The following is a 21,394-nucleotide window of genomic DNA, read 5'->3' on the forward strand; positions in this document are numbered from 1 at the left end:
GTCTGCGCTTCTGTCTGGGGGGGGGTGCCCCCCGCCGCCCCCCGCCCCGCCCGCCGGCTGGGCGGCGCCCGGGCCCGGTTGACCCCCCCCCGGCCCCCGGGGCATCGGGCGTTTATTCGCGCGCTGTGTCCGGGGGTTTCGGGTTACAGTCGCCCGGTGACGTGGACCGCTCCTGACATCGACCGAAGCAAGACGCCACTTATCGCCGATGAACGTCCGATGCTGCGGACGTGGCTCGATTTCCACCGTCAGACGCTGCTGCTCAAGTGCGCGGGACTCAATTCCGAGCAGCTCAAACAGCGGTGTGTCGCACCGTCCTCGCTGTCGTTGCTCGGCCTGGTCCGGCATATGAGCGAGGTGGAACGCGGATGGTTCCGCACCGGCGCGGGTGGCGAAGCGCTGGACTACCTCTACTGCGGCACGGATAATCCCGACGGCGACTTCGATGACATCCTCGAGGCCGACGCCGCCGCCGACTTCGCCGCCTATCGCCGTGAAGTCGAACTGGCCGATGCCGCCGTCGCCGACCTGCCGCTCGATCACACGTTCATTCATCCCCGGCGCCCGATCGAGTACAGCCTGCGCTGGGTCTATGTGCACATGATCGAGGAATACGCCCGCCACAACGGCCACGCCGACTTCCTGCGCGAGCGCATCGACGGCGTCACCGGCGACTGACCGCGCCGATTCACCTCGGATTCTTGCTGACCCAGCCCGCGATCTGCGTTCGGGAGGTGAACCCGAGCTTGGTGAGAATGTGGTCGACGTGGCTCTCGGCGGTGCGGATCGAGATGACGAGCTCGCTCGCGATGCCCTTGTTGCTGTAGCCTGCGGCGATCAATCGCGCCACATCGCGCTCCCGCCGGGTGAGCACGTCGGCGGCAACGGGTTTCGGCGCGGCGGCGGCCGATTTGGTCTCGGTGCCCAACGCGTAGTCGATGGCTTCGTCCAGCCCGAGCGCGGCGCCCGCGTCGAAGGCGGTACGGAACTCCTTGTCCCCCATCGCGACACGAACTTGTTGCCGGACCTTGTCCCCGACGGCCTGGGTCATCGCATGCGCCAGCCGCTGGGTGCTGCCGTACCGCACCGTCGACGCCGCGCCCATCAGCCTGGCCGCGCGGATCCGATCACCGTCGGCGGCGGCGACCCAGGCCAGTCCGTCGAAGCCCGATGCGGTCCACACACATCGGTCGAAGAGCCCGAACAACTCGACCGCACGGCGCAGCGCACCGATCGCCTTGTCCTGGTCGCCTTTACGCCACTGGTCCGTCCCTACCGCCCAGTACCCGAGGCCACCGAGCAGGTGCGAACCGTGCTCGGCGGTCTTAGCGAGAAAGCGCTCCGCGATGGCACCGGCGCGGGCATCTTCGAGCACCAGCGCGCAGACGTAGGCGAACGCGAGACTTTCCATCTCCGCACCGTGGTGCGCGCATTCGCGGGCCCGATCCGCGGCCGATTCCGCGATGTCGAGTGCGCGGCGCGGATCGGCATCGGTGAACGCCAGCAGAGCCGACAGCAGCCTGGCCTCCACCAGCACCTCGACCGCATCCAATTCCGTGGCGATCTCGACGCATTCGTCGACGAACCGGGTCGCCTCGGCGGTGTCGGAGAGCATGGCCGCGATGACCGACGCCGCGGCCAGTGCCCGGGCCCGGTCGGTGGTGTGCTCCAGGTCCTTGTCCAGTGCGTCGCGCAGCCAGCGATAGCCCTCGAGCAGGAACCGGTAGTGCTCCCAGAACGGTCGCAGTTCGGTGGCGATCTGCAGCCCGCGATGCGCGCCTTCCCGGTCGGTCAGGGAGAATTGCAGTGCCGCACGCATATTGGCGTGTTCACGGGTCACGTCACGGAACCAGGCGACGTCCTGGCTGCCCCAGTAATCGGTGCGTCCGCGTCGAGCGACCCGGTAGTAGTAGTCGCAGTGCCTGATCCGGACCGTGCGCTCGTCACCGTGCGCGGCCAGCCGGGCCAGCGCGAATTGCCGCAACGGCTCGAGCATGGTGTACCGGCCGGTGCCGTCGCTGTCGTGCCGGTGGCCGAGCACCGACTTCTCCACCAATCCGGTGAGTGCATCCAGCAGCGCGTCCTGCGGATCGACCAGGCACACCGACTCGGCGGCCTCCAGGTCGAAGCCACCGGCGAACACCGCGAGTTGCTCCCACAGGCGCTGCTCATCGGTTGTGCACAGGTCGTAGCTCCACCGAATCGCGGCTTCCAGGGTTTGCTGCCGTTCCGGCGCGGTGCGCAGCCCGGTGGTGAGCAAGCGCATCGCATCGTCGAGCCGCGCGAGCACCTGGTCGGGCGTGAACATTCGCAAACGCAGCGCTGCCAGTTCCAGGGCGAGCGGGATCCCCTCCAACCGACGACAGATCGCGGCGAGCGCGCCGCGATTGGCGTCGGTCACCCGGAACTCCGGATTGGCCGCCGCGGCCCGTTCGATGAGCAGCCGCAACGCCTCGCTGTCGACCGAGCCGGCCTCGACGGCCATATCGGAGCCTTCGTCCAGGTCGGGCACCGGCAGCGGCGCCACCGGCATCACCTGTTCCCCGGAGACACCGAGCGGCTCTCTGCTCGTCGCGAGAATCCGCACCTCCGCCGTGGCCGGAATCAACCGATCGACCAGCGCCGCGCACGCATCGATGAGGTGCTCGCAGTTGTCGAGAATCAGCAGCAGGCTCTTGTCGGCCAGGAACTCCGTCAACCCGGCCAGCGGCGCACTCGTGTCGTCGCGCAACCCGAGCGCCTGCGCGACGCTCAACGCCACCAATTCCCCGTCGTTGACATGCGCCACCTCGACCAGCCACACGCCGTCCGGGAACGCCCGACGCACCGCCTCCCCGACCCGTCTGCTCAGCCGCGTCTTGCCCACCCCGCCCGGCCCGGTCAGCGTGAGCAGTCGCGTGCTGGCCAGCAGCTTCCTGGCCGCGGCAACCTCCGCGCCCCGACCGACGAAGCTCGTCACCTCAGCGGGGAGGTTCCCTGACACGTGCCGCACCACGCTGGATACCTTCGCACGAGCGCCGCCGATATCGGGCATTTTGCCCAAGATGTCGCATACTCGCGACGAGCCTGCGGGGCATGCGCTCGTGGGCTCCGGCGGTAGCGGACGGGGTCGAGACAGCCCTTCCCCGTCCCTCGACCGCTACTTCATGCGCCGCCGCTCGATGATGTCGGCAGCGCGGACAACGGCCGCGAAGGTCGCCTCGAGCACGGAACCGCTTCTTCCACAGGACCATTCGGTGCCGCCGTCGGCGCGATACTCGAGGTAGGTGATGGCCGTGCCGTCATTGCCGGAGCCGATGGACTGCTGGGTCAGATTCAGCACCTCGACCCGATGTCCGATGCGGGCGAGCGCCTCGGTGAGAGCCTCCACGGGGCCGGTGCCGTGGTGTTCGGTCCGGTGGGTGACGTCGCCGACCGTCAAGGTGAACTCGGTGCTCGTGTCGGGCCCGTCGCCGCGGGTTCGCCACTCCTTCAGGCCGACCGGACTCGGGTCTACTGCGTCGAGGTAGCTCGCCTCGAACAGGTCATAGAGTTCGGCGGCGGTGATTTCCCGGCCGGTGTCATCGGTGTGCGCCTGCACCTGCCTCGCGAAGTCGATCTGCAGACGACGGGGCAGGTCCAAGCCGTATTCGGTGAGCAGCAGATAGGCGATGCCGCCCTTGCCGGATTGCGAATTGACCCGGATCACGGCGTCGTAGCTGCGGCCGATATCGGCCGGATCGATGGGCAGGTAAGGAACCTGCCACTCGAGTTCCCGCTCCGGGACGCCTGCGGCGCCCGCCCGTGCGCGATGCTCGGCCATCCCCTTCTTGATCGCGTCCTGATGCGTGCCCGAGAACGCGGTGTGCACGAGATCACCCACGTACGGATGCCGTTCATGGACGGGCATCCGGGTGCAGTGCTCGACCGTCCGGCGAATCTCATCGATATCGGAGAAGTCGATCATCGGATCCACGCCCTGGGCGTGCAGATTCAACGCCAGCGTGGCGATGTCGACATTGCCGGTGCGCTCGCCGTTGCCGAAGACACAGCCTTCGACGCGTTGCGCCCCGGCCAGCATGGCCAGTTCGGCGCAGGCGATTCCGGTGCCGCGGTCGTTGTGCGGATGCACCGACAGGATGACGCTGTCACGCCGCGCCAGATTCCGGTGCATGTACTCGATCTGGTCGGCGTACACATTGGGGGTCGCAACCTCCACTGTCGCAGGCAGGTTCAGGACCACCGGCCGCTGCGGGGTCGCCTCCCACAGCGCGGTCACGCGGTCACAGATGTCGAGCACGAAGTCGGGTTCGGTCAGGTTGAACACCTCGGGCGAGAACTGGAAACGCACATTCGGCATGTCGCCCGCGCACGCGAGCACGTCGCGTCCGCCTGCCAGGATCAACTCCCGCAGTTCGTCACGGTCCTTGCCCAGCACCATGTTTCGCCAGGTCGGCGCGGTCGCGGTGTACATGTGAACGACCACATCGTTGCGGATGCCGCGCACGGATTCGACGGTGCGCTCGATCAGATCTCTTCGGGCGGGGGTGAAGACGACGATCGCGACGTCCGCCGGTGCGATATCAGTGTCCGCGATCAATCGGACGAAGTCGAAATCGGTCTGCGATGCGGAGGGGTAGCCGACCTCGATCTCCTTGTAGCCCATCGCGACCATCAGTTCGAAGAAGCGACGCTTGCGGGCCGGATCCATCGGTTCGGCCAGTGCCTGGTTGCCGTCGCGCAGGTCGACAGGCACCCACAACGGCGCGTGGGTGAGTCGCGCATTCGGCCACTCACGGTGCGTGACTGGCACATCCACGCGATCGTAGACCGTGCGATAGCGGTGCGACGGCATCTGGGAACGCCTCTGCCGATTCCACACCGGGGCGGCGGCGGGCACGTCACCAGCGGGTGTCGTAATGGTGGGGAAAACGCGGGTACTCATGTTCGGGTCTGCTTCCTGGCCGTCGGCCGTCACACAAAAGGGGTGACCGGCCACGACAAAGCCCCACGGCGGGGGGCCGGTCGTTCAGGCCCCGCCGTGGCGGCTAAGGAGAAGCATGGTGCGCGTCATGATGGCTAGACTATACACAACTCCTCAGACAAGTAGAGAGGTTGTGATGGTTCCTCGAAGCACACGGGCGGACGGAGATCCCGGTGCGCCGCACCGCAGGACCTCCGATCATCCGGCCGCTATGCAGGTGCGACGCCATCCTTTGGCGGCGCAGGCGGCCGAAGTGCTGCTGGCACGCATCCGCGACGGCGAATGGCCGCTCGGTCACCGGCTACCCGGGGAAACCACTCTGGCCGCCCAACTCGGCGTCGGCCGGTCGACACTGCGTGAAGCCATCCGCGAGCTCGCGGGCAAAGGTGTACTCGACAGCCGCCAAGGCGCGGGCGTCTTCGTCACCGCGCTCGATGTCACCGAGGACTGGGACGTCGTGCTGCGCCGCGCCACCATCGTCTCGGTGATCGAGGCCCGCATCGCGATCGAGGCCGAGGCCGCCGCACTGGCCGCGCAGCGCCGCACCCCGGCCGATCTGCGCGTGATCCGGCGGGCGCTCGCCGCGCGGGAGACCCGCGGCGAGCCGATCCCCGAGCATGTCGACGCGGACATGGCCTTCCACCGCGCCGTCATCGTCGCCGCGCACAATGACGTGCTGACTCAGCTTTTCGACACCTTCCTGCCTCGGCTGCGCACGGCGATGATCGACATGCTGAAGATCCGCCCGGTCCCCTCCGAACCGGCCGACCACGACGCCCACATTCGGCTCACCGATGCGATCGCACACCGAAACCCCACGGCCGCAGCACAATTCAGCCGCTCTCACCTGTCGAGATTGAAGGAGGCGTTCACATGACCCCCACACCCGTGCTCGAACTGGCGGACGTGACATTCCGCCGCGAGGGCAAACAGATCATCGACGGCATCTCGCTCACCGTGCACGCGGGCGAGCACTGGGCCCTGCTCGGCCCGAACGGCGCGGGCAAGAGCACCCTGCTCGGTTTCTGCGGCGCGGTCACCTTCCCGACCTCCGGCACCGTCCGCGTGCTCGGGGAGCAACTCGGCCGGGTCGACCTAGCGCGCCTGCGCCATTCCATCGGTCATGTCAATCCCCGCCACCCGCTGCAGTATCCGCTGACGATCCGTCAGGTTGTGCTGACCGGCATCACCGCAACCATCGACACCCCGATGCGCTGGACCCCGACCGCTGACGAACTGCGCCGCGCCGACGCCATGATCGACACCGTCGGCCTCAAAGGCAAGGCCGAAGACACCTGGCCCACCCTGTCCCAGGGCGAACGCGGCCGCACCCTCATCGCCCGCGCCCTCATCGCACAACCGCGCCTGCTGCTGTTCGACGAGCCGTCGACCGGCTTGGACGTGGCAGCCCGCGAACAATTGCTGGAAACCATCGACACCCTCGGCGACACGCATCCCGAGGTCGCCTCGGTGCTGGTCACCCACCACCTCGAGGAACTACCGAGCACCACGACCCACGCTCTGCTCATCGCGGACGGCCGCACCGTCGCCGACGGCCCCGCCATCGACACGGTCACCACCGACAACGTCAGCGCCGCCTTCGACCACCCCGTCGCGGTCACCTATCACCACGGCCGCTGGACCGCACGCGCCGCCCACCGCACCGGCCCGTGGGCAGCGCCGACGGACGCCGAGCTGCGCCACTGACGGTCGGCGCCCTGCGCCGAAGTCGCCGACCGCGCACCCCGGCTCCGCCGCGAGTGGCAGGATCGGTGCGGTGCCCAGGGCAGCGCAGCGACGGATTCGCAGAAAGTTCCCGGGTAATGTCGATTCCGGCCGTGGCCGTTCGATGCAGTGGAGTGCGGATCGGACGATCCTGACGACCACCGAATTGCCTGACAGCATCGACGTGCTGTTCGGCGCGCTCTCCGCCCAGACGTTGGTGTCGGTCGCGGGCCTTCGCAGGATGCTTCCCGGCGTGCTCACGTCGAGCGAGATCGACCAGCTGCGCCACCGGCTACTGCACAGCTGCCGCCAGATCGGCCCGGACTCCGTCGCAATGTTCAGCGCCTACCTCGACGAACAGGACCGATAACACGGTGCGCGAGTACGCATTACGTGACTGACCGAGAACCCGCGCAGCTTCAGAGCCGGGTATAGTTCTCGTTGTCCTGCTCGAACGCGGTGAGGATGTCCGGCGTCAGCGTCGGACGAGTATCGGCGATGGCCGCAAGGTAGTCCGCGGTGCTCGCGGGTTCACCTCTACCATCGAGCATCTCGCGTTCGAACGCAGCCTGGGCGCTCTTGCGTGCCGCGAACTCGATATCGGCGGGAGTGAACAGTGCACTCGCGCTGACTAATTGGTCGATATCGATATGATCACCGGCAGGTCCGAGATATCGAAGCCAAATTGCGGTGCGGGCAGGCACGTCCGGCGGACCGATCGGGATCACGTAGTCGAAACGACCCGGCCGCAGGAGGGCCGAGTCCAGCGAACGCACGGAGTTCGTCGCGCACACCAGCAGGCGGCTGTCCTTTTCGCGGAAGGCCGGAATCAACTTGAGCAGCTCGTTGGTGACACCGTGCGCGGCGCTGGTTGCCGCACCCGAGCGGGCAACGGCGATCTCCTCGACTTCGTCGATGAAGAGCAAAAGTTCGTCGAGTTCTGCGATCTCGTCGAACGTTTCTCGCAGCGAGGCCGCCAAGCCGCCCGGCGCGGCCGCGGCCAACCTCGACGGGAACAGCTCGACGAACGGCCAGCCCAGACGCGAGGCCACTGCTTTTGCGAAGCTGGTCTTGCCGGTACCTGGCGGCCCGAACAAAATCACACTCTTGGGCGTCTGCACGTCATAGCGCTCGGCGATGTCCCTATTCGCAAGCGGCAGCACGATCCGCCGTTCGATGACATCCTTCTCCCGGTCCATGCCCGCCATCGACTGCCACAGCCCCGGGGGCAGCAGCCGCCCACCCAACTCGGTGAGCAGGCTGCTCTGCTCAGGGCCGAGGCGCTCGCGCATCTCGTAGTAGACCAAACCGTCGCGGCGCAGGTATCCCGAGTTTTCGAAAGCGGCAGCGCCCGTCGCCCCCTCGGGGAGCAGGGCGCAGATCCGCCGGACACCGGCTGTCCGTAGTCGCCGCTCGAGTTCGGCGAGCAAAGCGCTGCCGATACCGCGTTCCCTCCAACGCGATCCGAGCGCAACCATCAGCACCCAGGCACGCTCGCCCTGTACCTCGGCCACCGCCATCCCGACCATCTCGGCACCGACCTCGGCGACCACAGCCGACAGCCCCATACGCGCCGCCGCCATCACTTCGGCAACGGCGAAGACCGGTTCAGCAGACCCGGGATTTCGACTCTGATCCCAGATCTGGATCGCCTGATCCAGGTCGTCATCGCGAAAGTCGCGCAGTCGCCACGCCGGCATGCACACCTCGACTCGGCCGTCCGGGTGCCCCACCTGGTTCCAGTGAACACCCATGGACGACATCCCGACAAGGACCCCTACGCCGCCGCGTCACGGCCGGACGCTAGTGGCCGTGGGATGCTGCTGCGCCGCGGCAGTACATCTTCGCGTGAGCGAAGCGCCCTCGATTCACCGCCATGTATCCAGCACCCCAGACAGGCGACCAGCAACGTCATACAGCTGCCGCGTCCTCCGTATGGTCAACCGCCGCGTCCTCCGATGCCGCCGAAAAAGAAATCGACGCCGGCGTGGATGTGGATAGCCGCGGTTGTCGGTGGGTTGTTGGTGTTGGGCCTGATCGGAAGCGCCCTCGGCGGTACTTCGAAGGAAGCCGCCGGCACCACCCAACGGGCTGCACCCGTCGCATCCCCCGCACCTTCCATTACTCCGTTCGCCAGGACCACAACCACGGTGGCACCGGTGACCCGACATCGCCGTTCCGAACGTGGTCGGCAAGAACGGTGCGGTCGCAGCCGACTAGCTGAAGAAGGCCGGTTTCACCAACGTCACCTACGGATCGGCGACACCCGGCGTTGACATGGTGCTGAACCTGTCGAACTGGACAGTCACTTCCGTCGAGCCCGGGGCTGGGACTGTGGTCTCCACGGATTCGCTGTGGTGCTGACGATGACGAAGAACAACCGATAGCGCGCGGGGGCTTGCGGTCGCCGCTGCGGCTTTGTTGCACGGAGCTGCTAGTGGCGTGTCCTGGATTTAGTTGACTCTTTCGAGGGCGATGCGGCCGCGTGCGACTTTGGCGAGGATGGATCCGGCGGTCGCGATCCACGCCTAGGGGCGGGGCGTCGTTGCGGGAGTCGACGTATTCCTGGATCGAGGCGGTCAGATCTGTTGCCCGCGTTGACATATGGGTGAGGTCTCCGGTATTTCGGATTAGCGACCAAGCAAATCTGAATAGTGCCGGAGACCTCGTGGCCAGCGGGGCGAGCGGACCTGACCGATGGCCACAGGATCCATGCGCCCTGGCAGTGGTCACCCGTGGAGTGCCGTGGCGGCGTCAGCGCGCATACGCGATTCGATGTGGCGAATCAATTTGGTCAGGTCGGCGCAATACACCGAGGGATTGCGGAAGCCGTCGCCCTCACGGTATCGCGTGACGTAGTGACCACCGCCGCACACTGTGTGTATCGAGCAGGCGCGGCAGGTGTCGCTGAGCGCATCCACGCCGATCTGGCGCGCCACGATCTCGGGTTCCAGCATTGCCCGGTCGAGCGGATTGCGTTGGCCGGCGGGCAGTTTGGTCGCACCCGAGAAGGTCGCCTTCAAGTCGTCGATCTGCGCTACACTGCCGTCTGTTTCGATCACCGCTATTCGGGTGGGACCGAGGCCCCATACCTCCGATTCCACGGTCCCGCCCAGCAGCAGGTCCATGATGTTCTCGAACATTCGGATCCGCGTTTCCAGTTGCGGCGCGCCATACCAACGGTCGAAGATCGTGATCAGCCAGTCCGCATACGGAGTGACTCCGGGATCGGCGGAAAACCCGGGGGGCGGCGTCGTCCAATTGCCCAGTGGAATCTCGAAATTGACTGCCGGGGGCTGAAACGCCAGCAATCCTTCATAGGCCTGCACGGGGTCGTTTGCGAGGTCGATGACGCAGAGCAAACCGTTGAGCAAATGCCGCCGATCGCCGGCCGTCAATTTCTCGAGGGCGGCAGCGACCCGGGAGTAGCTCCCTGCGCCACGGCGGTCCCGGCGATGGCGGTCGTGACCGTGCTCATCACCGTCGAGACTGACGGTGATACTGATGTCCCAGTCATCACAGATCGTCAGGAACTCGTCGTCGAGCAGCACGCCGTTGGTCTGCAGAGTGAGGGTGACAGCGGTAGTCGGCTCCAGCGCCGCCCGCGCGTGCGATGCGAAATACTCGAGATTGGCATGACCCGCCATGAGCGGCTCGCCCCCGAAGAAGACGAGACTCACCGCGGGAGGGCCGAACCTGCGAACGTGATCGACGATTATTCGGAGGGCGTCGTCGAATACCTCCCGGCGCATCGCCTTCGGCTGCTCCCGCCAACTCTGATCGGCCATTTCGTAGATGTAGCAGTAATCGCACGCCAGATTGCATCGACTGTGAATCTTGAGGAGAAATTCTGTAAACGCATGGGGCTCGAATCCGTTGCGCTGCAATGCGACCACGTCGAGCCCCGCTTCGGGCCATGACTTCCGCACTGCGGGCAGCCCCAGTGCCACCACCGATGTCGGTTCCATTGTGTGCTCTCGATTCCTGGTTTCAGATATCGGTGCGTGGGCGGTCGGACAACCACCGCATCAGCTCGACCACGTCGGTCTCGGTGCCGTCGGACAGCAGCCGCTGGTACAGGCGCGCCGCCACCTCGGCCCGATCGTTGAGAACGCCGAAGTCGTTGTCGGGGAACAGCTCCGGCAGGCTCAAGGCCAGACCGGCCCAGAGCTGCGGGAGCAGCGGGTCGACGCGCAGCTCCAGGGCGTACAACTCGACGGCCTCGGCCGGCTCGCCGGCCAGGTAGGCGCGAGTGCCGCGAGGCAGATCAGCGGGCGCGACGCTCGATGCGGCGGCCGGGTCGTGCAATCTCAGCCGCACCGGAATATGTAGATCGCGGTGGCGATCCGGGATCGTCTCCTGATCCACGTACCGTACGGACGGCAGTATCGCGGGAGGTGCCGCTCGCGCGACCCACAGCTCTGCCAGCTCTGCCAGCTCGGCGTCGTCGGATGTACGATTGCGCACCTGCCAAGAAGTGCGATGTGCTACCAGAATCTCGGCCACCGCGTCGCGCGCCTCCGACGGCACCTCCTCGTCGGCCCATGGCCGGACGCCTGCGGTCAGCGCGCTCATGAACTCCTTGCCACGCTCGGTCAGCAGGCCAGAACCCGATGCCTCCACCATCGCGGTCGCCAGTTGTGTACGCCAGCGCTCGAATTCGATGTGCGCCCGCATCGATCGGTGGCAGTCGGCGTGCCGGTGTACCCGCCAGAAGTCGGTGACCCCGAAGAAGGCGTAGATCCCGTGCATCAGACCGAGGATCGGCCGTGGATCATCGCGCCACGGCGCATAGAAGCGACACGTCGGGTCGGGATCCACTATCAGCACCTGATCGGCGAGCATGGCGAGTTTGCTGTGCTGGATCTCGTGGATCAGCGACACCGCCATTTCACAAGAGTCCTTCGGGGCCGTGGTGTACACACAGCCAGTCCCGCTGAAGGCGGTGTGGCCGATGGTCGCCGCCACCGGTCGCGCGGTGAGCGGCGTCAGTAGCCGCAGGCAGGCACGCATGGGCGTCAGATAGCCGGGGAAGTCTCGCCGCAGCAGGTGCCAGGCTTGCGCGAAATCCTCTCGCCAAGTGCCGAATTCGTCGGTCGTGAGCCGCGGTGCCGTACCCGAGGGCAGGTCGCGGAACGGATCGAGATCATCGAGGACGACCTCCGGTTCGCCGTTCCCGCCGTGCACCCGCCGCAGCGGCAGCCACGCCGGGTCGGACTCGTCCGCCGGTGACGCCACCCGGATCGGGGCGCTGCCGTCAGCGACGATGCGTATCGCGCCATCCACCCAGGTCAGCTCGCAGTGGCCGTAGTCGCCCGCGGATCCAACCCGCGCCATCCCGATCCCGGGCAGCATGACTTCGCCGTTGCGTACGACAACCCGCATCGATCCGCTGGGCAGATTCGTGACCACGGCGGCCGCCGCCAACCAGCCGAGGTAGCCGCAGTCGGCCCACAACGGAGTTGGTTCCCGATCGTCCGAGGCGTTGCGCACGCGGTGGAGCACGCGGCCGAGCCACACCCCGGTGTGCGGGTAGACCAGCAGTGCCTCGACTGCGGCCGGATGTGACTCCTCCAGCTCGGTCAGGACCCGATAGGCATCGGAAAGGCCGGCGTCGTCGTCGATTTCCGGGTGGTGAGCGGTGACTTCGGTGGTGAGCGCGCGTAGCAGCACGAGTCGTACGGTCAGCATGTCCGAAGTCATCCGGACGACAGCGGACTCCGTGCCGTAACCAGTGAACAGCTCGGCCGCTGCGTCGTCGATGCCGATGGTCGGGGCGGACATGGTTGCACTCCTGTCGTCAGTGATTGGCGGCGGCGAGGTCGGTGCGGACCCGTGCTCCGATGTGGTGGATCAGCTTCGTCAGATCGGCGCAATACACCGAGGGATTGCGGAAACCGTTGTCGGCGCGATACCGGTGCACGTAATGCCCGCCGCCGCAGACGCTGTGGACAGAGCATGCCCGGCAGGTATCGCTGAGGGCGTCCGCGCCGATCTGACGAGCGACGATCGAGGGTTCCAGCAGTGCGAGGTCGAGCGGATTGCCCACGTTCGAGGTCCGCAACTTGGTGGCCCCCGCGAAGGCCGACTTCAACTCGTCGACCTGCTCCAGAGTGCCGTCGGTTTCGATCACGGCCAGCCGAATGGGGGCCAGCCCGAGTAATTCCGATGTCACGGAGCCACCCAGCAGCAGGTCGATGATGTCATCGAAGATCCTGACCCGGGTCTCCAGCTCCGGCGCCCGGAACCAGCGATCGAACACCGGGATGAGCCAGTCGGCGTAGGGGGTAGCGGTGTGGTCGGCGGTCGACGCCGGTGGTGGCGTCATCCAATTGCCGTGCGGAAGCAGAAAATCGACCGCCGGGGGTCGAAAGGCCAGCAGCGCTTCGTAGGTCCGCACCGGGTCGTTGGCCACATCGATGGTGCAGAGCAAGCCGGCGAACAGGTGCCGGTTCTCCTCCGCCGTCAGTTGCATGATCCCGGCCGCGACACGCGTGTAGCTCCCGGCGCCCCGCCGATCCCGGCGATGCCTGTCGTTGCTGCTCTCGTCGCCGTCGAGGCTGACTCCGACGCGAACATTCCAGCGCGCGCAGATGCGCAAGAACTCCGGGTCGAGCAGCATGCCATTGGTCTGCACGCCCAGCTGCACCTCAGTGATCGGCTCCAGCGATTCGCGCGCCGACCGGGCGAAGTATTCGAGATCGCGATGTCCGACCAGCAGCGGTTCGCCACCGTGGAACACAAGATCCACCGCGGGCAGCTGGAAGCGGCGAGCATGATCGGCGATCATCCGGATGGCCTCGTCGAAAACCCTGCGGCTCATGGTCTTCGGCTGATCGCGCCAGCTCTGATCGGCCATCTCGTAGACGTAGCAGTAGTCGCAGGCCAGGTTGCAACGGCTATGGATCTTGACAATGAATTCCGTGAACGGCAGCGGCTCCCAGCCGCCGCGGCGCAGCCCGTCTACATCCAATCCATTTGCGGGCCAATACTTTTGCACCACGGGAACGCCCAACGACACTGGGCCGGACTCCATATTCGCTCCCTCGAGCTGCGGGGAACGGCCACGGGCGCGCTGCTACCGAGTCGCCCGTGGCCGCGTGATCACTTGGTGGGGTTGATGAACGACTTGAACCCGCCGGGGGCCCTGTCCTGCGAACCCTTGGCGTAGCGCTCGAGGGCGGCTCGCATAGCCGGAGTGCAGTGGGTGGCCAGCTCTTCGGTGTTGAGTGCGGCGAGTTCATCGAGTCTTCCCATTACGGGACCTCCTTTTCCGTATTCCCGTACCAGCGCGACGAATTGCCAGGCGTTGCAAGAATTGATCGACTCGACAATGCCGACAAATGAAACGGGATATCTACCAATGGGTGACCGGTTGTCGTCCCGAGAGTGATCCTAAGCGTACGAAACGTGCGATCGCTCACGCCCATTCCCGTTGCAGGGAAGCATAACTCGCACTTATGCAACAGCTATCCACGGCGGCTGGCGAGTGCGAGGTTCGACATCGATCTCAGATTTGCAGGGCGGGCCGGCAGGTCACCAATCCGCCAGCGCCGCAGGCTCCCTCTGCGGCGCTCGCGTCCGCTGATGCTCTCCCGGGAACTTCCAATTCCCAACCATGGGAGTTGCGACTGCCAGGAATTCTGTTGTCTTACAATAGACTTCAGCCATCCAGGTCAACGACATGTCGTCCGGCGAAAGTAGTCGCCCACAACTGTAGCCGGAGTTGTCGGTCGATTATTCGATTGCGCGATCGGCAATTTCACTATCTGTAAAGGGGGAGCAAGAGGTGGCGCCGCCGCCTGTATCGATAGGACATTTCAGGGAGCAACCCTCTTTGCCCGTAGCGGGATTGGATGTCGACGAATTATGTCGCGGCGGCTGGGAGCCACTGCCCTTCATCGAGTTCCTAGTCAAGATTCACAGTAGGTGCAATTCGGCTTGTGACTAGTGCTATATCTACGAGATGGCCGACCAGAGTTGGCGTGAGCAACCGAAGACTATGAGCCATCAGACTTTCGACGACGACTGCCGGATGATCGGCGAGCACGCGCGCCGATTCGCGCTGCCCGCTGTCGATCTCGTATTCCAAGGCAGATCGGGATTGCCACACCGAGCGATACGTGTCGCGCCTGCCCGTTGGACACCGCGGCCGAGGTCACTACGCGCATCGATATCGCGAGTGTGACGGATTCCGCAACCCCTCGGTGTATTGCGCCGACCTGAAGAAGTTGATCTACCACATCGAATCTCGTGTCCGTGCGGACATCGACTCTGCCATCAACACCTAGCGAGGAGACACCCCCATGCCAACGACAGTCACCGGGATCTCCGATGTCACAGCCAGTTTGAGTTCCGGCCACGGAACCGAGGCGGCCGTCGCGACGCTGAGCGAAGGCGCGCTACTGATGCGGCTGATCCTGCTGCGCACACTCATCGCCGAAACCACATCGCGCCCCGAAATTGCCGACGCCGCAGGACTTTCCCTTGCCTATCAGACGCTGGCCGAACTGCAACGATCCCATCCGGCCGAGGTCGTGACGTTGTTGTCGTACCCGCACGTCGGCCCGTGGCTCGCCCACGTCCTGCAGCGCCTTCATGCCGAGCCCGACGACGCGCCGACCCCACTGTGGGCCGACTGTGGCTACCTGGGCTGGCTCGCCGCGGCAGGCGACATCGCCTGTCTACCCGAAGGTTCCATCAACGTCGTAGTGCGGAACGGCGTGGTGATGTTGCCCGGGATCGGCAGGGCCGAGCTCGGCCCTGCCGGGGACAACGGGCACTGCGAACTGCACTGGACACGGGACGGCGCACTGCGCTTCACCCGGGGCACCAGCACAGTTCTCGTCCCGTCCCGGGATGACGAGTCCGATCCCGCCTGGCTGCCGCTGCGGCGATTGCGGGGGGCGGATGCGGAACGGGAGGTGTTCCTGGACGACCTGGACCCGTTCCGACACCTGCTGGACGGTCAGCAGCCACCCCGGCTCACGACAGCCCAAACCCGCACGTGGCAACAGGATTTCGCGGCGGCCTGGGAGCTACTGCGCCGCGACTTCGACCGGTACCTCGTGCCGATGCGCAGTTGCCTGCAGTCTTTGGCGCCGCTGAGCGCACAACCACTCGCGGCGAGCACGAGCCACACCGCATTCGACGGAGTCGGCTGCGTCTACACCACGGCCCCCGCGGACCCATGCCAGCTGGCGCTCACGCTGATCCATGAGGTCCAGCACACGAAGTTCACGCTGCTGACCGATCAGATCGTGCTGTTCGATCCCGATCCGGTGTGCCGCTTCTACGCGCCGTGGCGCGACGACCCGCGTCCGATCATGGGCCTGCTGCACGGGATCTACGCGTTCTTCGGAGTCACCGACTTCTGGCGAATACATCGTCACGCCGACTGCCACCGATCGATGCAGGCGAACGTCGATTTCGAATTGTGGCGTCTGCAGGTGGAAGGTGCTGTGGCGCAGGCATCGACGTCGAGCCTGCTCACCGAGGCGGGTTCGCATTTCCTGAACGCGCTCAGTGCTGAAATGCGCCCCTGGGGCGAGGAGGACGTGCCCACGGCGGTCAGGGTCGCCGCGTCCGAGGTGGCGATAGCGCATCGGACGTTCTGGCAGGTGCGGAACCTGACACCGGACATCGGCGGCATCGCCGAGCTGGCCGCGTGCTGGATCGCGCAGGCGCCACGGCCCGACGGCCTGCCGCCGGCGGATCATGTGGACCAGACAGCCGTGCCGAACGACCATCGCCGCCTGCACCTTCCAACGCAGCTGAAGCTGCTGGACCACGCCGCGGCCGAAGCTCTGTCGATCCCCGAGCAGCCGCGCGGCGACCGGGCCTATCTGGCGGGTGACCTGGCCGCGGCGGTCGCGCTGTACACCGAGGAGCTGCACATCGACCCGCTCCGGCCACAGTTGTGGGCAGGCTTGGCGCTGGCGTTGCCGAAGCTCCACCCTGACGATGACTTCAGTGTTCTCGATGACAGGGCCGAGGTCGCCGCCCACCTGTGCCAGGTACTGCTGGCGGATGCCGAAGGTGTCGAGATCGTCGATCTCGTGCGGTGGTTGTCGAGGTATCCGCGCGCTCATGGGTAGATCGGGAATCCACACCAACCGGAACTTCCTGCTGCTGTGGTCCGGAAACGCGACATCGCTAGTGGGATTCCACGGCGTCCGAATCGCCTACCCCATGCTGGTTCTCGCGGTGACCGGCTCGCCCGCCGCGGCGGGATGGGTCGGTTTCGCATTGAGCCTGCCGAGTCTGATCTTCCAGATCGCGGCCGGCATCGTCGCGGATTATTCCAACCGGATCCGGACCCTGGTGATATGCCAGATCACCGGGTTGATCGCGGCCTGCCTGGCTGCCGGAGCGGTCGCTGCCCAGCTCCCGAGCCTCGCGCTGATAGTCGGTGTCACAGCGTTCATCGAGGGCAGTGTCTACGTCTTCGTCAACCTCAGCGAGCTGGGCGCGATCCGCGACGTGGTGCCGCACGCACAGCGACCCGCCGCGTTCTCGTTCGTCGAGGCCGAGCAACCGATCGCCATCCTGGTCGGACGAGCAGCCGGTGCGGCGGTCTACGGCGTGGCCCGTTGGCTGCCGTTCATCGCCGACGCCGTGTCGTATCTTTACTGTCTCGTCGCACTGTTGCTGATCCGTCCGGACTCGTCGGCACCGCCGAAAGTCGCCGAGTCCGAGCGTCTTTCGGTCCGGCGCACCATCGCCGACGGCTTCCGTGTCGTATGGACCGAACCTTTCCTACGGATGTCGACGGCAATGATCGGACTGTCGAATATCGTCATTCAGCTCGTCTCGCTGCTGACACTGGTGGAACTGAAGAACGGCGACGGTCCCGCGTGGACCGCCGGCGTGGTGCTCGGCGCCGCGGGCGTCGGCGGAGTACTCGGCGCCGCCGCGGCATCACGGCTCACCACTCGCTTCCCTCCCCGGAATGTCTATCGGGGCGCGCTCTGGGCATGGACGGCGCTGCTCGTTCCAATGGCGTTCAGCGCCAATCCCTTTGTGCTGGCTGCGTGTTGGTGTGGCATCGGCGGCGTGGGGGTCGTCAGCAACGTCGCGTTGACGATATCCCGGCTCGATGCGATCCCCGAACAGACGTTCGGTCGCGCGGTCGCGACGATGGCACTGTTCTGCAACGGCGCGGTCGCGCTCGGCGCGCTCGGCGCGGGCTATCTGTTGTCGACAGTGGGCGCCGTCACCACGCGATGGTTAGCACTCACGGCCATGTGCACACTCGCCGCATACGCAAGTACTCGCACCACCCGCTCTCGCGATCTACCGCTTGCGCTGACATCACGCGATTCCTGAGGCGAGAGCCTGCTCGTCCCAGCGGCGCAGCAGTGCCGCTCGGGCAGCGCGATCCATGATGAGTTTCTGCTGTCTGCCCTCCAACCCGGCAGCCCGCCACGGTGGCGGACTGCCGGTCGGCTCTCCCACCGGCTTGAAACCGCGCGGCGGAGCGCGAAGGTGCGCTCGATCGTGAACCCGACACCGCCCGATACCCGGACATCAAGCGAGAGCGCGCTGTTCGGCCTCGGCCAGTTCCTTCAATGTCAGCAACTGCTTGCGCATCATCAACAGATCGCCGAGTGCCAGCGCTCGCGCGACGATCCGCGGTGCACCGCAATGCATCCGAACCACAAGGCGGGTCCCGCTTCCCTCGGGCCGCACCGCATAGGTGACACATATCTTGCCGGTGACCAGCGTGATATGCCTGCCGAGGACGAAGGACACCAGATCGAACTGGGACATGAAACGTTGCCCCACTTCGAGTTCGGTGAGCTCGGGATCGCGGCGGCGCGGGCTGCGGCGGCCGAAGCGGTCGAGCAGGTCGTAGCTGTAGGGCGCAACGCGCAGCTGACACAGCCAGGCGTAGACCACCTGTGGTGATGCGTCGATGCTGATGGCCCGATCCGCTTGCACCCCGCCGGACTCCAGCTCATCGCACGGCAAGGGTTGCTCACGCTCGGCCTCGGTCGCGCCCCAGACCAGACCGGGGATCATGCCGCCGCCGCTATCTGGCGCAGCAACCGGCGCACGACCACTTGGTGACCGCCGCTCCCGATCACCAGCGCTCGGTAGACCTTGCCGTGCAGGCCGGGGAACTCGCCCCACGACTGCGCCCGGATCCGAGTCCGACTCGGCCCCTCTTCGTCGAGTTCGAAGATCAGCGCGTAGCGCGAGAACCAGTGCCTGCCCGACAACGCCAATCGTGCGGGCGCGTCGGCCGAGTCGAGCTGGAATCCCGTCGGCGGATGAGACGGGTCGTCCGGGTCCTTACACATGACTTTCAGCAGCGCTTTCCACGCCCGGTCCCGATTCGCGTCGATCGATCTGGCATGCTCATCAATGTAGGGCAATCGCTCCATATAGAAGGAACGTACTAGTAGATGGCACCACCCCGCAAGCACGACACCGATGTGATCCTCGACGCAGCACGCACCCTCGTGCTCGCCGACGGCCCCCGCGCGGCCAGTGTCGCGGCGATCGCCGCGGCAAGCGGCGCACCCGTCGGCACGCTGTACCACCGCTTCGGCAACCGCAACGGCGTCCTCACCGAGGCGTGGTTACGCGCGCTGACACGCTTTCAGGAGCGCGTCATGGCGGGCGCGGGTGACCGGGACCCGGTCGAGGCAGGGGTGGCGATGGCGGTCGCGGCAGTTCGGTTCGGTCGCGAATTGCCCGACGACGCGAAACTTCTGCTGAACTTGCGCCCGAGCGACCTGCTCGACGGCGGCCCGGACGCGGAGTTCCGCGGCCGCCTCGACCGGATGAACGCGCCATTGTTCGAGCACCTGCGGCGCCTGGCCCGCGACCTCCTCGGCGCGGACGGCGACCGGGAGATCGATGCCGTCAGCCGGGCTGTCGTCGATCTCCCCTACGCCGCGCTGCGCCGCCATGCCCATTCCCGCGAGCTGCCCGATTGGCTCGACACCGACCTCGCCACCGCGGCTCGCACGCTGCTGACCTCGTACCGGAGCTGACGCACCGGGGAACGACGGAGCGAGGCCGGCCCTACTCGGAAACCAGATCCGGGGTCAACTCGTCGAGACCGCCGATGACGTGCGCAGCCAACGCGAGCGCATCCGGCGCGGGCGGATACTCGGGCCGCGGCGCGGCGATCACCCGCATGCCCGCCGCATGAGCCGCACGCAGTCCGTTGCTCGAATCCTCCACAGCGGCACACTCGGTCGACTTCTGACGCAGAAAGCCCGCAACGGCCACGTACACATCCGGTGCGGGCTTGCCCCGATCCACTTCCTCCGTCGAGAACGTGACATTGAAGAATTCGATCAATCCCGTACGGCCGAGCACCGTGTCGATAAGGGTGCGCGGCGAGGAGCTCGCCACACCGAGCGGCCACTGCTCACTCATCCGCTGCACCGCGGCGACCGCGCCGGGCAGCAAAGGCACCCCCTTGTCGTAGTGGACCGCCATCCGCTCGATCACCTCGTCGGCCACCGTGTCGGGCGATTCACCGACGCCGAGTTCGCCACTGAGATAGTCCGACCATTCCCCTGTGCTCATGCCCATCAAGCGCTGCTGCGTATCCGGTAGCCAGCGGCCGCCCTTCTCGGCGACATACTCGCGCCGCACCTGTTCCCACACCGGCTCGGAATCGATCAGTACGCCGTCCATATCGAAGACAACTGCCGTAATACGCATCGGGACAAAGCCTTTCGCCAGCCGCGCCGGTGAGTGCCGATCGAAGAACAATCGCCTGCCGACGTCTTTCGGGTTCTTCGGAAGACCTGATGGAGGAGCATCGTAACCGGCGAGCTGAAACACTCGAATTGCATGCCCCGGAATCGGCGGGACAGCCGCACCCCGACGGTAGTCACGCGGCGGACCCCACCGGGCGAGCATTCCGCCGGCAACCGATAACGTGTTCTCATGAACGAACAGCAGGCCGGCGACTCGCTACCCGATCAAGAGCATCACGAGGGCGGGTTCCGGCCGATGTCCGAGCTGATCAACGCACACGATGAGCAGGACACCGACATCACTCGCGGCGGACCGCACTACGGCGAATTCATCGAGCAGGTGCGCAGCCTGATGGATCGCGTGCGGCTGGCCAGCCCCTCCGACGAGCTGGCGTTGGAGACGATCGGCGTCCTCAAGCAACTCAACGACAAGCTGGACGCGGCCATCGTGGACGAGTGGTCCACGCCCGTCTGGACCAGGTTCGATCTGCCTGCCCGCGGAAATATCTCGCTCCCGCCTTTCATGATCGACCACGCCGATGCGAACGGTGTCGACGCCCGCGTCACCTTTCGCACTTTCCATCTCGGCGGCAACAATGCCGCGCACGGCGGGCAGGTGGCCATCGGTTTCGACGATCTGCTCGGCATGGCCGCTGCCGTGCACGCGGGGGCGGTGACCAGAACCGCCTCACTCACCGTGGACTACCGATCCATCACCCCGCTCAACACCGAATTGACGGTCCGCGCCTGGGCCGAACGCCAGGAGGGCCGCAAGGTTTTCGTGCGCGCCACCCTGCACGACGGCGACCGGCTCTGCGCCGAAGCACGCGGCCTGTTCATCGTGCTCAAGCCCGGGCAGCCGTGAGGCGATAGCTCGCAGGGTCCGGTCTGCATACCGGGAGTGCGATGCCGGGCCGGGTCTCCACGACCGGGGTTCCGGCACATCCGTCGCACGAATCTCGGTGGGGCGGAACAGTATCCG

Annotated in this window: 19 protein-coding genes and 1 pseudogene; 8 read left to right on the forward strand and 12 right to left on the reverse strand. The window is 66.2% G+C overall.

Annotated features, from left to right (window positions below; translation table 11 throughout):
- Nucleotides 1–156: 156 nt before the first annotated feature.
- Nucleotides 157–678: a DinB family protein gene (locus ACFU4Z_RS07225; RefSeq protein ID WP_379060499.1), complete on the forward strand. Its 522-nt coding sequence runs from the start codon at nucleotides 157–159 to the stop codon at nucleotides 676–678.
- Between the two features lie 10 nt (nucleotides 679–688).
- On the opposite strand, the gene ACFU4Z_RS07230 is transcribed toward ACFU4Z_RS07225, so the two are convergent.
- Entirely contained in the window at nucleotides 689–3,034 is a 2,346-nt protein-coding gene (locus ACFU4Z_RS07230) for a LuxR C-terminal-related transcriptional regulator (protein WP_379060500.1), read from the reverse strand.
- A gap of 105 nt (nucleotides 3,035–3,139) precedes the next feature.
- Nucleotides 3,140–4,924: a 2-isopropylmalate synthase gene (locus tag ACFU4Z_RS07235; protein WP_379060501.1), complete on the reverse strand. Its 1,785-nt coding sequence runs from the start codon at nucleotides 4,922–4,924 to the stop codon at nucleotides 3,140–3,142.
- A 250-nt stretch (nucleotides 4,925–5,174) separates the two neighbouring features.
- Here ACFU4Z_RS07235 and ACFU4Z_RS07240 point away from each other — a divergent pair, with 250 nt between their 5' ends.
- From ACFU4Z_RS07240 to ACFU4Z_RS07250, 3 genes are all read left to right on the forward strand, one after another.
- Entirely contained in the window at nucleotides 5,175–5,840 is a 666-nt protein-coding gene (locus ACFU4Z_RS07240) for a FadR/GntR family transcriptional regulator (protein ID WP_379060883.1), read from the forward strand.
- Entirely contained in the window at nucleotides 5,837–6,670 is an 834-nt protein-coding gene (locus tag ACFU4Z_RS07245; RefSeq protein ID WP_379060502.1) for an ABC transporter ATP-binding protein, read from the forward strand. The genes ACFU4Z_RS07240 and ACFU4Z_RS07245 overlap by 4 nt, the downstream gene beginning before the upstream one ends.
- A 70-nt stretch (nucleotides 6,671–6,740) precedes the next feature.
- On the forward strand, nucleotides 6,741–7,058 hold the full coding sequence (locus ACFU4Z_RS07250; RefSeq protein ID WP_379060503.1) for a hypothetical protein: 318 nt from the start codon (nucleotides 6,741–6,743) through the stop codon (nucleotides 7,056–7,058).
- Between the two features lie 49 nt (nucleotides 7,059–7,107).
- Here ACFU4Z_RS07250 and ACFU4Z_RS07255 read toward each other — a convergent pair whose 3' ends face one another.
- The 6 genes and pseudogenes from ACFU4Z_RS07255 to ACFU4Z_RS07280 form a co-directional block, all read right to left on the reverse strand.
- Nucleotides 7,108–8,388: an ATP-binding protein gene (locus ACFU4Z_RS07255; RefSeq protein WP_379060884.1), complete on the reverse strand. Its 1,281-nt coding sequence runs from the start codon at nucleotides 8,386–8,388 to the stop codon at nucleotides 7,108–7,110.
- 753 nt (nucleotides 8,389–9,141) lie between these two features.
- A pseudogene (locus ACFU4Z_RS07260) lies at nucleotides 9,142–9,271 on the reverse strand (IS630 family transposase); the annotation flags it as partial.
- A 146-nt stretch (nucleotides 9,272–9,417) separates the two neighbouring features.
- Entirely contained in the window at nucleotides 9,418–10,656 is a 1,239-nt protein-coding gene (locus tag ACFU4Z_RS07265; protein WP_379060504.1) for an FxsB family cyclophane-forming radical SAM/SPASM peptide maturase, read from the reverse strand.
- 22 nt (nucleotides 10,657–10,678) lie between these two features.
- Nucleotides 10,679–12,472, reverse strand: a complete 1,794-nt coding sequence (locus ACFU4Z_RS07270) for an HEXXH motif domain-containing protein (protein ID WP_379060505.1) — start codon at nucleotides 12,470–12,472, stop codon at nucleotides 10,679–10,681.
- Nucleotides 12,473–12,488: 16 nt separating this feature from the next.
- Nucleotides 12,489–13,724, reverse strand: a complete 1,236-nt coding sequence (locus ACFU4Z_RS07275; RefSeq protein WP_379060506.1) for an FxsB family cyclophane-forming radical SAM/SPASM peptide maturase — start codon at nucleotides 13,722–13,724, stop codon at nucleotides 12,489–12,491.
- Between the two features lie 68 nt (nucleotides 13,725–13,792).
- Nucleotides 13,793–13,945: a hypothetical protein gene (locus ACFU4Z_RS07280; protein ID WP_354957206.1), complete on the reverse strand. Its 153-nt coding sequence runs from the start codon at nucleotides 13,943–13,945 to the stop codon at nucleotides 13,793–13,795.
- 1,049 nt (nucleotides 13,946–14,994) lie between these two features.
- Between ACFU4Z_RS07280 and ACFU4Z_RS07285 the strand changes: the two genes are divergently transcribed.
- Together ACFU4Z_RS07285 and ACFU4Z_RS07290 are read left to right on the forward strand one after the other, a co-directional pair.
- The gene (locus ACFU4Z_RS07285) at nucleotides 14,995–16,785 is read left to right on the forward strand and encodes an HEXXH motif domain-containing protein (protein ID WP_379060507.1); all 1,791 of its coding nucleotides are present in this window, start codon (nucleotides 14,995–14,997) and stop codon (nucleotides 16,783–16,785) included.
- A complete protein-coding gene (locus ACFU4Z_RS07290; protein ID WP_379060508.1) occupies nucleotides 16,778–18,016 on the forward strand; it encodes an MFS transporter in 1,239 nt (412 codons plus the stop codon). Before ACFU4Z_RS07285 ends, ACFU4Z_RS07290 begins: the two co-directional genes overlap by 8 nt.
- Here the strand turns inward: ACFU4Z_RS07290 and ACFU4Z_RS07295 are convergent.
- From ACFU4Z_RS07295 to ACFU4Z_RS07305, 3 genes are all read right to left on the reverse strand, one after another.
- On the reverse strand, nucleotides 18,002–18,145 hold the full coding sequence (locus ACFU4Z_RS07295; protein WP_379060509.1) for a hypothetical protein: 144 nt from the start codon (nucleotides 18,143–18,145) through the stop codon (nucleotides 18,002–18,004). The two genes, ACFU4Z_RS07290 and ACFU4Z_RS07295, sit on opposite strands and share 15 nt — an antisense overlap.
- A gap of 72 nt (nucleotides 18,146–18,217) precedes the next feature.
- Nucleotides 18,218–18,712: a hypothetical protein gene (locus ACFU4Z_RS07300; protein WP_379060510.1), complete on the reverse strand. Its 495-nt coding sequence runs from the start codon at nucleotides 18,710–18,712 to the stop codon at nucleotides 18,218–18,220.
- A complete protein-coding gene (locus tag ACFU4Z_RS07305; RefSeq protein ID WP_379060511.1) occupies nucleotides 18,709–19,077 on the reverse strand; it encodes a hypothetical protein in 369 nt (122 codons plus the stop codon). The genes ACFU4Z_RS07300 and ACFU4Z_RS07305 overlap by 4 nt, the downstream gene beginning before the upstream one ends.
- Before the next feature lie 21 nt (nucleotides 19,078–19,098).
- On the opposite strand from ACFU4Z_RS07305, the gene ACFU4Z_RS07310 reads away from it, so the two are divergent.
- A complete protein-coding gene (locus tag ACFU4Z_RS07310) occupies nucleotides 19,099–19,692 on the forward strand; it encodes a TetR family transcriptional regulator (protein ID WP_379060512.1) in 594 nt (197 codons plus the stop codon).
- Between the two features lie 31 nt (nucleotides 19,693–19,723).
- On the opposite strand, the gene ACFU4Z_RS07315 is transcribed toward ACFU4Z_RS07310, so the two are convergent.
- Nucleotides 19,724–20,374: an HAD family hydrolase gene (locus tag ACFU4Z_RS07315; protein ID WP_379060513.1), complete on the reverse strand. Its 651-nt coding sequence runs from the start codon at nucleotides 20,372–20,374 to the stop codon at nucleotides 19,724–19,726.
- A gap of 228 nt (nucleotides 20,375–20,602) precedes the next feature.
- On the opposite strand from ACFU4Z_RS07315, the gene ACFU4Z_RS07320 reads away from it, so the two are divergent.
- Complete coding sequence (locus tag ACFU4Z_RS07320; RefSeq protein ID WP_379060514.1) at nucleotides 20,603–21,277, forward strand: PaaI family thioesterase; 675 nt, start codon at nucleotides 20,603–20,605, stop codon at nucleotides 21,275–21,277.
- Nucleotides 21,278–21,394 lie beyond the last annotated feature (117 nt).

Origin of the sequence: Nocardia sp. NPDC057440 (genome assembly GCF_042802915.1) — a bacterium.
In the GTDB taxonomy this organism is placed as follows: domain Bacteria; phylum Actinomycetota; class Actinomycetes; order Mycobacteriales; family Mycobacteriaceae; genus Nocardia.